The sequence below is a fragment of the Vibrio anguillarum genome, from assembly GCF_003390515.1.
Taxonomy (GTDB): Bacteria; Pseudomonadota; Gammaproteobacteria; order Enterobacterales; family Vibrionaceae; genus Vibrio; species Vibrio anguillarum.
In genome coordinates this window covers 248,758-263,094 of sequence record NZ_CP031479.1, presented here as the reverse complement: position 1 = coordinate 263,094, position 14,337 = coordinate 248,758, and the positions used below count along the sequence as shown (strand labels likewise).

Annotated in this window: 9 protein-coding genes and 2 tRNA genes; 5 read left to right on the top strand and 6 right to left on the bottom strand. The window is 46.5% G+C overall.

What is annotated here, in order from left to right; all coding sequences use genetic code 11:
* Window positions 1-330 precede the first annotated feature (330 nt).
* Window positions 331-3,240: an RNA polymerase-associated protein RapA gene (gene rapA, locus DD616_RS05230; RefSeq protein ID WP_208872034.1), complete on the top strand. Its 2,910-nt coding sequence runs from the start codon at window positions 331-333 to the stop codon at window positions 3,238-3,240.
* A 78-nt stretch (window positions 3,241-3,318) separates the two neighbouring features.
* On the opposite strand, the gene DD616_RS05225 is transcribed toward rapA, so the two are convergent.
* Window positions 3,319-4,590: an NRAMP family divalent metal transporter gene (locus DD616_RS05225; RefSeq protein WP_208872033.1), complete on the bottom strand. Its 1,272-nt coding sequence runs from the start codon at window positions 4,588-4,590 to the stop codon at window positions 3,319-3,321.
* Between the two features lie 248 nt (window positions 4,591-4,838).
* Here DD616_RS05225 and DD616_RS05220 point away from each other — a divergent pair, with 248 nt between their 5' ends.
* A complete protein-coding gene (locus DD616_RS05220; protein WP_208872032.1) occupies window positions 4,839-5,576 on the top strand; it encodes an RluA family pseudouridine synthase in 738 nt (245 codons plus the stop codon).
* A 29-nt stretch (window positions 5,577-5,605) separates the two neighbouring features.
* Complete coding sequence (locus DD616_RS05215) at window positions 5,606-6,568, top strand: D-2-hydroxyacid dehydrogenase (protein WP_208872031.1); 963 nt, start codon at window positions 5,606-5,608, stop codon at window positions 6,566-6,568.
* A gap of 66 nt (window positions 6,569-6,634) precedes the next feature.
* Here the strand turns inward: DD616_RS05215 and DD616_RS05210 are convergent, their stop codons facing one another.
* The 3 genes from DD616_RS05210 to pepA form a co-directional block, all read right to left on the bottom strand.
* Entirely contained in the window at window positions 6,635-9,496 is a 2,862-nt protein-coding gene (locus DD616_RS05210; RefSeq protein ID WP_208872030.1) for a valine--tRNA ligase, read from the bottom strand.
* 94 nt (window positions 9,497-9,590) lie between these two features.
* Window positions 9,591-10,040 (bottom strand): DNA polymerase III subunit chi, encoded by a 450-nt coding sequence (locus tag DD616_RS05205; protein WP_208872029.1) that lies wholly within the window; start codon window positions 10,038-10,040, stop codon window positions 9,591-9,593.
* Between the two features lie 67 nt (window positions 10,041-10,107).
* Window positions 10,108-11,616, bottom strand: a complete 1,509-nt coding sequence (gene pepA / locus DD616_RS05200; protein WP_010318842.1) for a leucyl aminopeptidase — start codon at window positions 11,614-11,616, stop codon at window positions 10,108-10,110.
* 189 nt (window positions 11,617-11,805) lie between these two features.
* Between pepA and lptF the strand changes: the two genes are divergently transcribed.
* Window positions 11,806-12,906, top strand: a complete 1,101-nt coding sequence (gene lptF / locus DD616_RS05195) for an LPS export ABC transporter permease LptF (RefSeq protein WP_013855997.1) — start codon at window positions 11,806-11,808, stop codon at window positions 12,904-12,906.
* Between the two features lie 3 nt (window positions 12,907-12,909).
* Window positions 12,910-13,980: an LPS export ABC transporter permease LptG gene (gene lptG / locus DD616_RS05190; protein WP_013855998.1), complete on the top strand. Its 1,071-nt coding sequence runs from the start codon at window positions 12,910-12,912 to the stop codon at window positions 13,978-13,980.
* Window positions 13,981-14,115: 135 nt separating this feature from the next.
* Here lptG and DD616_RS05185 read toward each other — a convergent pair.
* Window positions 14,116-14,191: transfer RNA gene (locus DD616_RS05185), tRNA-Ala, on the bottom strand.
* A gap of 44 nt (window positions 14,192-14,235) precedes the next feature.
* Window positions 14,236-14,312: transfer RNA gene (locus DD616_RS05180), tRNA-Ile, on the bottom strand.
* Window positions 14,313-14,337: the final 25 nt, after the last annotated feature.

Genomic DNA, 14,337 nt, shown 5'->3' with positions numbered 1-14,337 from the left:
TGCAAGCCTGTGTTGATACTCATTGTCTGTTTGGTCTGCATGCTTCGTGCCAGAGTCATCCTTTTGGCTGGCAAAGCAAGCATCGTTACAACAAGTATAGCAACCTTGTTTACTACAAATGCCACCGATTTCTTACAGTTTGATGTCAACCAAAAGTTGAAGAAAAAAATCTTGGTTATCCTTCGCTTTACACGTGACCTGTATCACGCCATCAAGTAAGATTAGCGACCTTTTTCTGCACCACACTCCAACAACAATCATAATTAGGAGTTGCCTTCACGTGGTAGCAGATCGATACAATCCATTCCAAATAAATAAGGTAGTCGATTCATGAGTTTTGCTTTGGGGCAACGCTGGATAAGCGATACAGAAAGTGATCTTGGTTTAGGTACTGTGGTAGCGCTTGATGCGCGTACTGTGACCTTGATGTTTGCTGCATCAGAAGAAAACCGCGTTTATGCACGCAGTGACGCCCCGGTAACACGAGTGACGTTCAATAGCGGCGATGTGGTTGAAAGCCAAGAAGGCTGGTCGCTACGCGTTGAGCAAGTTGTTGAAGAACAAGGACTACTCACTTATCTCGGTACGCGCGAAGACAACGATGAAAGCGGCGTGGCACTACGTGAAATTTTCTTAAGCCACCAAATCCGTTTCAACAAACCGCAAGATAAATTGTTCGCAGGTCAAATTGATCGCATGGATAATTTTGTGTTGCGTTATCGCGCCCTGATTAACCAATATCAACAACACAAAAGCCCAATGCGTGGTTTATGTGGCATGCGCGCGGGCCTGATTCCCCATCAGCTTTATATCGCACATGAGGTTGGTCGTCGCCATGCGCCCCGCGTGTTATTAGCCGATGAAGTGGGGTTAGGTAAAACCATTGAAGCGGGGATGATCATTCATCAACAAGTGCTTTCTGGCCGTGCGGAACGTATTTTGATTGTGGTGCCGGAAACCTTGCAGCACCAGTGGCTGGTGGAGATGATGCGTCGCTTTAATCTTCATTTCTCCATTTTTGATGAAGAGCGCTGTGTTGAAGCGTTTGCTGAAGCACACAACCCTTTTGATACTCAGCAATATGTGCTTTGTTCGCTCGATTTTCTGCGTAAAAGTCGTCAACGTTTTGAACAAGCACTTGAGGCGGAGTGGGATCTATTGGTGGTGGATGAAGCGCACCATCTAGAATGGAGCCAAGATAAACCAAGCCGCGAATACCAAGTGGTCGAAGGGCTAGCGCAAAACACCCCAGCGGTATTGCTGCTAACGGCAACGCCGGAGCAATTGGGCCGTGAAAGTCACTTTGCGCGTTTGCGTTTGCTCGATCCCGATCGTTTTTACGATTACGAGGCGTTCGTTGAAGAAGAAGAGCAATATGCGCCTGTAGCCGATTCAGTCAGTGCCCTGTTTTCGGGTGAGAAGTTGCAAAACGAAGCCAAAAACCAAATCACTGAGCTACTTTCAGAGCAAGACGTTGAGCCGCTGTTTCGCATTATTGAAAGCGATGCCGATGAAGAGAGCAAAGCCTCTGCTCGCCAAGAGCTGATTGATAATCTGATGGATCGCCATGGTACAGGCCGCGTGCTGTTTAGAAACACCCGCGCTGCGATTAAAGGATTCCCTGTGCGTAATGTGCACTTGATGCCGATGGAAATCCCCGCGCAATACACGACCTCGATGCGAGTGGCTGGCATGATCGGCGGTAAGCTCAGTGCTCAGGCTCGCGCGATGAAAATGCTCTACCCCGAAGAGATTTTCCAAGAGTTTGAAGGCGACGATGCAAGCTGGTGGCAGTTTGACTCTCGCGTGAATTGGCTACTTGAAAAAGTGAAAGAGAAACGTAGCGAAAAGATTTTAGTGATCGCTTCTCGCGCTAGCACTGCGTTACAACTGGAGCAAGCACTGCGTGAGCGTGAAGGCATTCGCGCCACCGTTTTTCATGAAGGTATGTCGATTTTAGAACGTGATAAAGCCGCCGCTTATTTCGCACAAGAAGAGGGTGGCGCGCAAGTATTGATCTGTAGTGAAATCGGCTCTGAAGGGCGTAACTTCCAATTTGCTAACCAGTTGGTGATGTTTGATCTGCCGTTTAACCCAGATCTTCTAGAGCAACGCATTGGCCGTTTGGATCGTATTGGTCAACACCGTGATATCGATATCCATGTGCCGTACCTTAAAGGCACATCGCAAGCGATTTTGGCGCGTTGGTTTGATGAAGGCTTGAATGCATTTGCTGAAACCTGCCCAACAGGCCGCGCTGTGTATGATAAATATGCCGATGATCTGATTGACATGCTGGCTTCGGGAAATATCGATACGTTGGATGAGATCATTGAACAGTCAGCAACGCTCAACAAAACGTTGAAGGCTCAGCTTGAACAAGGGCGTGACCGACTGCTTGAAATGCATTCAAACGGTGGCGAAAAAGCATTGAAAATCGTCGAAAGTATAGCATCAACGGATGGCGATACTAACTTGGTTACTTTCGCTTTGAGCTTATTTGATGCGATCGGTTTAAACCAAGATGATCGGGGTGAAAACGCGCTGGTGGTCACACCATCAGAGCACATGATGGTGCCAAGCTACCCCGGTTTGCCGTATGAAGGAGCGACCATCACTTTTGATCGTGATACGGCATTATCGCGTGAAGATATGAATTTCATCAGTTGGGAACACCCGATGATTCAAGGCGGGATCGACCTACTGATGAGCGAAGGCGTGGGAACATCGGCGGTTTCTCTGCTGAAAAATAAAGCTCTGCCTGTTGGGACTTTGCTGCTTGAGTTGATCTATGTGGTGGATGCACAAGCGCCAAAACGCAGTGGTATCAGCCGCTTCCTTCCTCAAACACCAATCCGTTTGATGATGGATGCGCGTGGTAATGATCTCTCCGCGCAAGTTGAGTTTGAAAGCTTCAACCGCCAATTAAGCCCAGTGAATCGTCATTTGGCCAGCAAGCTCGTTACGTCGGTACAAAATGATGTGCATAGCTTAATTGCTGCCAGTGAAAGCCAAGTTGTGAGCCGTGTTGAAGCGATTCGTGAACAAGCGCAGAAAGAGATGCAGTCGAGCTTAAACGGTGAACTGGAGCGCTTATTGGCGCTTAAAGCAGTCAACCCGAACATTCGTGATGAAGAGATCAGCGCGATTGAAGAGCAGATCAACGAGTTAAGCGGTTACATCGGTAAAGCGCAATTCCAACTGGATTCGTTGCGTTTAATCGTTGTGACGCATAACTGATCCCTTTACTTGGCCTTTGTGGCGTTACATTAAAAATAACAAAGGCCTTTTTCGATAAGGCCTTTGTTTTGTCTGCTGTTACATAATCCACTTCCACCAAATAAATAGCGCTAAAAAGCCAAACAGATAAACAAGCCCTACGATAGACAGTGCTTTGAGTTTTTTTCCTACTGCGAGTTCAGCCGGTAAAGGTGTTTTAGTCACCAGAATATAGTTGAGCAGCGCAAAAATTGGCGTGGTCATAAATGCCATGATCATCGCAAAATTCAGCATTGGCATCAGTGCTGAAGCCCAAAAGGCAATGATGGCCAGCGCTAAAGCCGATACCACGATGACCCAAGCTTGGTAGCAACGTGGGCTTTGGCTCTCTTTGTTTTGCAAAAGACGTTGTGATTCTGCAATCACCCGTGAATAGCCATCAATGACGGTGATGGTGCTGCCAAAAATACAGAAAAAGGCGATCACTGCAATTAAATAACGTGACCACTCACCTATGGTTGAAGCGTACAATCCGACCAATTGATGCGAAAAGCCGACGCCAGATTTCGAGAGCTCAACGCCTGTTCCGTGTAGTACTAAGGCACCAAGCGCTAAAAATACAATCGCCAAGATTGCAGTACCGATATAGCCCACATTGAAATCAAATAGTGCGGATTGCGGCGTCACTTGCTGCTCTTGGCATTGACGCTTGAGCCACACCGAAGTGATGCTCGAAATCTCAATGGGTGCGGGCATCCAGCCCATTGTCACCACCAAAAAACCGATCGCGGCGAGTGTCCAAGGTGAAGGCGAAATGGTTTCTACCACTATCTGCGCTGGGGTTACGACGGCAATCACCACGGCGAGTAAGGTGGCGATTGTCAGTACTGCCATAATCATTTTAGAAAGTGAGTCGAGCGCGCGAAAGTGGCCTGCAAAAAGGATCAGCAAACAAGTGGTCAGCACAATCACGGAAAGAACAATATTGCCCAGCTCAAAAGGGACAAAATAGGCCAGTAAGCTGGCGCTAAACAGCAGTAACGCGGCGGTGTTTATAATGGCCGATACCACGCTTAAGATGGCAAAAACCCATAAGTAAGCACGCCCGAGATGAGCATAGCCTTGTACTAAACTTTTGCCTGTCCCCATGGTGTATTGAATGCCAGCCTTAAAAAAGGGGTATTTTAATAAGTTGACTAGCAAAATGAGGCCTGCGAGTTGCCAGCCATAAATTGCACCTGCTTGAGTTGATGCGACGAGATGAGAGCCGCCGACGGCTGCTGCTGCCATCATAATGCCCGGCCCGAGTGAACGAAGCAGTTGTGGCAGGGTTAAACGTTTGGCCGATTGATAAGGGACGCTGTGTTCCATTCTTGTTCCTTAGACTTGATGTTGTGTTATTTATAATTTTTGCTTTTGAAGCTGACTTTAATGTCAAGCTCATCAATCAATATCACACCCAGTTAATCTGTCAATTTTAAGTTACATTTCAAGTGATATTTCTAAGCAAGGCTAACTTACTGACGATTTCATGATTTAACGAAACTAAGATGACTCTTCTCTATTGGCTTGGCGGAGAGGTTGTTATAATGCGCCGATTTTTTTAGGAGAAACCTTCGATGGCTATGCTTGAATACACGCCGCCCACAGATCCTTGGATTGATATTGTCTATGAAGATGATCAGATTCTCGCGGTGAATAAACCTTCAGGTCTGCTGTCGGTTCCAGGACGCTTGCCTGAGCATCACGACAGTATGTGGAGTCGTTTGGCTGAGCAATATTCAGAGATCCAAGTTGTGCATCGTTTGGATATGTCGACTTCTGGCTTGATGGTGCTGGCAAAAAATAAATACGCGGAAGGGGCATTGAAAAAGCAGTTTCAATACCGTTTAACGCATAAAATTTATTACGCTCGCGTGTGGGGCGTAATGGAGCTTGACGAGGGGGTGGTTGAGTTACCTCTGATTTGCGATTGGCCAAATCGGCCTAAACAGAAAGTCTGCTTTGAAGATGGAAAACCATCAAAAACTTTATATCAAGTAGCGAAAAGAGAAGAAAAAACGACAATTGTACGTCTTCTTCCTGTAACTGGCCGTTCGCACCAATTACGTGTTCACATGCAAGCTTTGGGGTATCCGATTGTGGGTGATGAGTTTTATGCCCCGCAAGAAGCGCAAGATTTTTCCGATCGTTTAGCGCTGCATGCCGCAGAGCTCAGTTTTTATCACCCAAAGAGTCATTGGCTGCGCAATATTTTTGTCGGCTGTGATTTTTATCCCGAAGCACAAGAGCAAATTTTGCAACACTTTGATCCTGAGCGAAAATTACCAGATTACAAAACGTTGCCCCGACCTTAGTGTGATGTGGGTGGCGACAAGGAGCTAATATGTCACTACCCACGGTTGTCTTTCTCGATAGGGCCACAATCCCTGCTTATATTCGATTGCCAAGCTTACCTTTTGCTCATCATTGGCTTGAGTTTGACTTTACTTCTGCCGAACAAGCGCTCGATCGCCTATCTCAAGCCGATATCGTAATCACCAATAAAGTGGTGCTGGATAGGGCGCTACTCTCACAATGTCCGAAATTGCGCTTGATTGCTGTGTCGGCCACAGGCGTCAATAACGTCGATGTCGATTACTGTCGTGAAGCAGGCATCGCACTGGTGAATGTTCAAGGCTATGCCACTCGTTCTGTTCCGGAACATGTCGTTGGGATGATTTATGCCTTAAGGCGTCACCTGTTTGCTTATCATCAAGATATTGCCAATGGCGAGTGGCAGCGCAATCAACAATTTTGCTTTTTTACCCATCCGATAGGGGATGTTGCAGGTTCAACGCTTGGTATTGTGGGGAGTGGCGCGCTCGGACAGGCAACCGCAACGTTGGCACGAGCGATAGGCATGCAGGTGATATTTTCTGAACGAAAGGGGGCCAAGTTATGCCGACAAGGTTTTATGCCCTTTGAACAAATGTTAGCGGAGGCGGATGTTGTGAGCTTACATTGCCCATTGAGCGAGCAAACCCGAAACCTGATAGGTGAGAACGAATTAAAGATGATGAAGCCTAATGCATTGTTGATTAACGCAGGCCGTGGTGGTTTGGTTGATGAGCAAGCACTTGTGACAGCATTGAAATCTGGGCAAATTGCTGGCGCTGGAGTGGATGTATTCAGTCGAGAACCAGCGGATAAAACAAATCCCTTACTAGCCAATATGGATTTGCCAAATTTGTTGCTCACACCGCACGTGGCATGGGGTAGTGACTCCGCTATTTCACAATTGGCAACGATTTTGATGGATAACATTGCCGCGTTTGAGCGTGGAGAGCACAAAAATCGCGTCTGCTGATGGCGTGAATAAACAAAAAAGGTCGGTATTTTCACACCGACCTTTTTAATGGTAACGCAATCGCGATTATAGCGCGGCTATGGTCGCTTTCTGTTCTTCCAGTTTAACCAAGGTATCTTGATAGCCATTCAGCTTTTGACGCTCGATAGCGACAACGGCTTCGGGTGCTTTAGCGACGAACCCTTGGTTATTGAGTTTGCCTTCAATGCGTTTGATTTCGCCTTGAGTTTTAGCAATCTCTTTTGCTAAGCGCTCTAGCTCCGCATCTTTATCAATCAAACCAGCCATTGGGATCATCAACTCAGATTGACCAACCAGCGCCGTTGCACAAGCAGGAGTCTCTTCACCCTCTTCAAGAACGCGTAGTGCCTCCAGTTTAGCCAGTGACAACAGTACCGCTTTGTTCGCTTCTAAACGTGCCACTTCTTGCTTGTTGGCGGCTTTTAGCATCACGTTAAGAGGTTTGCCTGGGTTGATATCGTACTCGGCACGTAGGTTGCGAATGCTAGTAATAAAGGCTTTCACCCATTCGATATCATCTAGCGCCGCTTGGTTGAAGTTCGCTTCATCGTACTGAGGCAGCGCTTGCAGCATGATGGTATCCCCTTCAACGCCGTCCACTAATGGCTTAATGCTTTGCCAAATAGTTTCAGTGATATACGGGATCACTGGGTGCGCGAGGCGTAATGTTTTCTCTAATACCGTAATTAATGTACGGCGTGTTGCACGTTGCTGCGCTTCACTGCCTTTCCATAATACGGGTTTAGTCAGCTCTAAGTACCAGTCGCAGAATTGGTTCCAGATGAATTCGTAAAGGGTATTTGCCGCCATATCTAAACGGAAGTTGTTGATATGGTTGTTGAACTCTTTAGCCGTCAATTCAAATTGAGACTCGATCCATTTATCGGCTAACGAATACTCAAGCTCGCTACCTGCGTTAAAGCCACAATCGAGATCTTCGGTATTCATCAACACGTAACGGCTCGCGTTCCAGAGTTTGTTACAGAAGTTGCGGTAACCTTCTAGGCGTTTCATGTCCCAGTTGATATCACGACCGGTTGAAGCCATCGCTGCTAGCGTGAAACGCAGTGCGTCGGTTCCATAAGGTTCGATACCATTTTCAAAGGTTTTACGTGTATTTTTCTCGATCTTGGCTGCAAGCTGTGGCTGCATCATGTTGCCACAACGTTTTTCAACCAGAGACTCAAGATCAATACCATCGATCATGTCGATAGGATCAAGCACGTTGCCTTTAGATTTTGACATTTTGTCGCCGTTTTCATCACGGATAAGGCCTGTGACATAAACAGTTTTAAATGGCACTTGTGGTTTACCATTCTCATCTTTACAGAAGTGCATGGTCATCATGATCATGCGTGCAACCCAGAAGAAGATGATGTCGAAACCAGTAACAAGAACGTCAGACGGGTGGAATGTTTTTAGTGCCTCAGTGTTTTCTGGCCAGCCTTGTGTACCAAAAGTCCAAAGAGCGGATGAGAACCAAGTGTCCAATACATCATCATCTTGGCGCAGTACCACCACTGGGGCTAGGTTGTTTTGTTCGCGCACTTCTTCTTCGTTACGGCCGACATAAACGTTGCCGTCGTTGTCATACCAAGCAGGAATACGATGACCCCACCAAAGTTGGCGTGAGATACACCAATCTTGCACGTCACGCATCCATGAGAAGTACATGTTTTCGTACTGCTTAGGCACAAATTGAATCTCGCCATCTTCAACGGCTTTGGTTGCGACTTCCGCTAGTGGCGCTGTGCGTACATACCATTGGTCGGTCAGCATCGGTTCGATAACCACACCACCACGGTCACCGTAAGGAATGGTGAGGTCGTGATCTTTGATTTCTTCAAGCAGGCCGAGAGCTTCAAATTCAGCTACGATGGCTTTACGTGCCGCAAAGCGCTCCATGCCTTGGTATTTAGCAGGTAGATCGCTGCTGTAAGCGTCACTTGGTTCACCATTGGTGTTGAACACTTCGGCGGCTTCACGAATGTTGGCATCAAAGGTGAAAATGTTGATCATCGGCAGTTGGTGGCGCTTACCGACTTCATAGTCATTGAAATCGTGAGCAGGGGTGATCTTCACACAGCCTGTGCCTTTTTCCATGTCTGCGTGCTCATCGCCCACGATAGAAATGCGGCGATTGACGATTGGCAGCATGATCTCTTTACCGATCAGAGCTTGGTAGCGTGGATCTTCAGGGTTAACCGCTACACCTGTGTCACCCAGCATGGTTTCAGGACGAGTGGTCGCAACAACAATGTAGTCTTTACCGTCTGCTGTTTTTACGCCGTCAGCCAGTGGGTAACGGAAGTGCCACATGTGACCTTTGACGTCTTTGTTTTCTACTTCTAGATCAGAAATTGCAGTGTGCAGTTTTGGATCCCAGTTCACAAGACGTTTACCACGGTAGAGTAAATCTTCTTGGTAAAGGCGAACAAACACTTCTTGAACGGCATTGGATAAGCCCGCATCCATAGTGAATCGTTCACGATCCCAGTCTACCGATGCGCCAAGGCGGCGAAGCTGTTTAGTGATGGTACCACCTGATTCGCCTTTCCATTCCCAAATTTTGTCGATGAAGGCATCACGACCGTAATCGTGTTTGGTTTTGCCTTCTTCTGCGGCAATTTTACGTTCAACCACCATTTGGGTAGCAATACCGGCGTGGTCTGTACCCACTTGCCATAAGGTATTTTTGCCTTTCATGCGTTCGCAGCGGATCAAAGTATCCATAATGGTGTCTTGGAATGCGTGACCCATATGAAGGCTACCAGTGACGTTCGGCGGTGGGATCATGATGCTGTACGCTTCTTTTGATGTATCACCGTGAGGCTTAAAGTAGCCGTTCTCTTCCCAAGTCTGATACAGAGCTTGTTCGATTGCTGTTGGGTTATATGTCTTTTCCATAGTGCTCTTAAATGGATACTGTGAATGGTTAATCTTAGTCAAACTTCATAAGTGAAGGATCTTGTTAAAGATCGCCTTAACTATAAGGTTTGACCTATGGATGTTGAATCTCGATTGTTTGCAATTGGTAGCCAGCTTGACGGTAGATTTTATACCTTTCGCGTGCTCGTTGCTTTGCTTTTTCTTCGCAGGGGACGAAGTCTACCACCTCAGCAAAGGCGTTCGCAAAGGTTGTATGATTATCCGCCACATTTATTACCAGTTGACGATTCCAATTGGGTTTGACGTTGGGGTAGCCAATCTCGATATGAGTTGAGTATTTCGGGCCTTCACCCACCAGATTGTGCGCGACAAACTGTTCTGCAGGCACTTGCCATAAATGTTCGGCAAACTGTTCAGCGTGAGTTTTATCATCACAATGCAGATAAATTTTTGCCCCTTGTTTGGCGAAGTGATGAGCCAGAAATAGGACATATTGCTCAAAGCCTGCCTGCGTTGCTTGAGGGCTTTCTTCGTTCACAATGTAAAAGGTGGCTCGCTGCATGTTGTCACCTACTATCTAATCGCTCATCAACAAAAAAGGGCCTTGCGGCCCTTTTCACATTTTGAGGTTATTCCTCAGACTCTTGGCCGCTGCGGTTCAATAAGAACTGGACGAGCAATGAGACGGGACGACCTGTTGATCCTTTTGCTGCACCTGACTTCCATGCCGTGCCTGCAATATCCAAATGCGCCCAGTTATATTTCTTAGCAAATTTAGATAAGAAGCAGCCAGCGGTAATCGTACCACCAGGGCGACCACCGATGTTTGCCATATCAGCAAATGGACTCTTTAGCTGCTCATGGTACTCGTCGGCCATTGGTAGACGCCATGCGCGATCGCTTGCTTGTTCTGAAGCATTAACCAATTCATGCGCCAATGGGTTGTGGTTTGAAACCACGCCACTGATGTGGTGACCTAATGCAATCACACAAGCGCCAGTTAGTGTCGCCACATCTACCACGCAATCGGGTTCAAAACGCTCAACGTAAGTGAGTGCATCACATAGAACTAAGCGACCTTCGGCATCGGTATTGAGTACTTCAACCGTTTGGCCAGACATAGTCGTGAGAATGTCACCAGGGCGATAGGCATTGCTGCCTGGCATGTTTTCACAGCCGGCTAAGATACCCACGACATTTAATGGCAATTTCAATTTAGCCAATGCTTTCATTGCGCCAAAGACTGACGCCGCACCGCACATGTCATACTTCATTTCATCCATGCCTTCGCCTGGTTTTAATGAAATACCGCCGGAATCAAACGTTAGGCCTTTACCCACCAACACAATTGGTTTTGCATCTGGATCTGGGTTGCCTTTGTACTCAATGACCGACATCATCGACTCATTTTTTGAGCCACGACCGACGGCGAGATAAGAGGTCATGCCCAACTTTTCCATCTCTTCTTCACCAATGATTTTGGTGGTGACGCTCTCGTAGTCGTCCGCTAAGCGGCGCGCTTGAGATGCAAGATAAGCTGGGTTGGCAATGTTGGGTGGCATATTGCCGAGATCTTTCGACGCTTTCACACCGGATGCAATCGCAAGGCCGTGTGTAATCGCGCGCTCACCTAAGTTAAGCTCACGGCGAGTCGGTACGTTAAAGACAAGTTTGCGCAGTGGGCGGCGAGTCTCAGGTTTCACGCTCTTGAATTGATCAAAGGTGTACAGACCATCTTTCGTTGCTTCAACCGCTTGGCGTACTTTCCAATAAGTATCGCGACCTTTAACGTGTAGTTCAGTCAGAAAACATACGGCTTCCATTGAACCCGTTTCGTTCAGTGTGCTAATGGTTTTTTGAATGATTTCTTTGTACTGACGCTCGCCTAATTCGCGCTCTTTACCACAACCTACCAGTAAAACGCGTTCAGACAGAACACCAGGGACTTGATGCAGCAGTAGCATCTGGCCGGGTTTACCCTCGAGATCACCACGGCGAAGTAGTGAACTAATATAGCCGTCGCTGATTTTATCAAGCTGCTCTGCTACTGGAGAAAGGCGGCGTGGTTCGAACACTCCAACAACGATACATGCGCTACGTTGTTTCTCTGGACTGCCACTTTTTACACTGAACTCCATGCGTACTCCTACATCCTGAAGACAAATAGAACTAAATGTTAGATAATGCGCTCTTAGTGGTTGAATCCGAGTTTGGATCTACTTTTAATTGAACGCCTAACAGTTAGTGAAAATTTTAAAAATAAAAGGTTCAACGGGAAATTATAGTGATTCAATCAAAAAAACAAGTTTTGTATAGGTAATTTCAGCGTGATTATTGTTAGATATTTGATCCGCGAGACACTCAAGAGCCAATTTGCGATCTTTTTCGTACTGTTTCTCGTGTTTCTTAGCCAACGATTTATTCGCGTTTTGGCTGAAGCTTCCGATGGTGACATTCCGGCACGAATGATCTTATCTATTGTGAGTTTAAATATGCCCGCAATGGGGTTATTAATGCTGCCTTTGAGTTTGTATATCGGCATCTTACTGACTTTTGGGCGTTTGTACGCAGAAAGCGAAATTACGGTGATGAATGCCACTGGTATCGGCAATAAATTTTTGATCCGTGCTGCGCTCTATTTGGCTTTGATCACTTCAGGTGCTGCAGCATTTAACGCATTCTGGTTGGCACCTTGGAGCCAAGACAAAGAAGCACAATTAATGGAGCAGCTCGCAGCAGAAAATAGTGTTGATTTGCTACAGAAAGGACAATTTCAACGCACACCAGATGGTTCCTCAGTAGTTTTCATCGAAAATATTGAAAACAAAAAACTGCATAATGTGTTTGTTGCGCAGCTTGCACCAAAGGATTCGATACTCCCAAGTGTGATGTTCTCTAATTCTGGTGATGTTAAAGAGCTCAGTGATGGCCGTCAGATGATCACCATGTATGACGGGATTCGCTATGAAGGCGTGCCAACACGCGTTGATTATATGATCACAAAATTTGACGAATACGAAGGTTTAATTGGACAGCGTGAAGTTAAACCCAAAGGACGCGATTGGGAGGCGTTACCGACATCCAATCTGCTTTCCAACCCGGATCGAAGAGCGAAAGCTGAGTTGCAATGGCGAATTTCTCTGGTGATTTGTATTCCGTTACTCACCATGCTGGTGGTCCCTTTGTCGGCGGTTAACCCTCGGCAAGGACGCTTTGCGAAAATGGGACCTGCAATCTTAATTTATTTGGCCTATTTTATGGCCATCAGCGCAACCAAGTCCGCCATTGAAGATGGCTCACTTGCTACGGTGATCGGTATGTGGCCAATCAATGCTGCGTTACTTTTGGCGGCGATTTCAGTGAATATCATGGACAGTGTGCCAGTGCGGCGCTTCAAAGATAAACTAAGACTAAAGAAGGCAGCATAACGCGTGTTTAAGATTTTAGATTTATACGTTGGCCGTACTATTGTTGCGACAACCTCGCTAGTGCTGGCGACCTTTGTTGGTTTGTCCGGCATTATCAAATATGTTGAGCAATTGAGAAAAGTCGGGGAAGGAAGCTACGATTTACTGCAAGCTTTACTGTTTGTGGTGTTGAGCATTCCTCGTGATATCGAGATGTTTTTTCCTATGGCCGCCTTACTCGGTGCGTTGATTGGGTTAGGTATGTTGGCATCAAGTTCTGAGCTCGTTGTCATGCAAGCTGCGGGGTTTTCTAAGCTTAATATCGGTATGTCGGTATTAAAAACCGCAGTGCCATTAATGATCATTGTCACCTTGCTTGGCCAATGGGGAGCACCCCAAGCGCAGAAGATGGCGCGAGATCTGCGCGCTTTTTCTCTCTCTGGCGGTAGTATTGTTTCAGTGCGTAGCGGTGTGTGGGCTCGCGATGTGAATGATTTTATCTTTATTGGTAAAATTGATGACAACAAACTCTATGGCTTAAATATGTGGCGCTTTGATAACAATAAGAGTTTGCAAAACATCCTTTTTGCCGAAGAGGTGGATTACGATAAAGACAATCAATGGGTAATGAAAAATGTTCAAATCACCGACATGCGCGATGATGTATTGATAACAAAGCAAACATTACCCGAATATCGTTGGACGACTTCATTAGCTCCAGACAAACTGGCGGTTGTCACGGTCAAGCCTGAAGAGTTGTCACTGAGTGGCTTGTATGATTATGTCAGCTATTTAAAAACGTCGGAGCAAGATGCTTCACGGTACGATCTGGCGTTGTGGCGTAAAATTACTCAACCTTTTTCTATTGCTGTGATGATGCTAATGGCACTGTCGTTTATTTTTGGGCCATTGCGCAGCGTTACTATGGGCGCAAGGATTTTGTCAGGCGTGATTGCAGGCTTTACATTTTATATTTCCAGTGAGTTTTTCGGCCCACTGAGTCTTGTTTATGGTATCCCACCAGTGTTTGGTGCCGTCGCACCCAGTTTGGTGTTTCTCAGCGTTGCCGTAATGTTGTTAAGACGAAAACTCTAAAAATGACAGGTAAGAACTATCAACAAAAAGGAAGGGCAAACCCTGTCTCTTATACACAAATCTCCAAATTGTTAAAGAGCGAGATTTTCTAATGAAAACCATTTTTAAAAACACTATTGCTAGTGCGCTTAAAGATGGTGGAGCTATGCGGGATCGAACCGCAGACCTCCTGCGTGCAAGGCAGGCGCTCTCCCAGCTGAGCTATAACCCCATCAGGTGTGTGATACTGTGTTCCAATCTTCTGGGAGGAAGAATTGGTGGGTCTGAGTGGACTTGAACCACCGACCTCTCGCTTATCAGGCGAACGCTCTAACCACCTGAGCTACAGACCCAGCATCGTCTCTTAAACTGTATAAA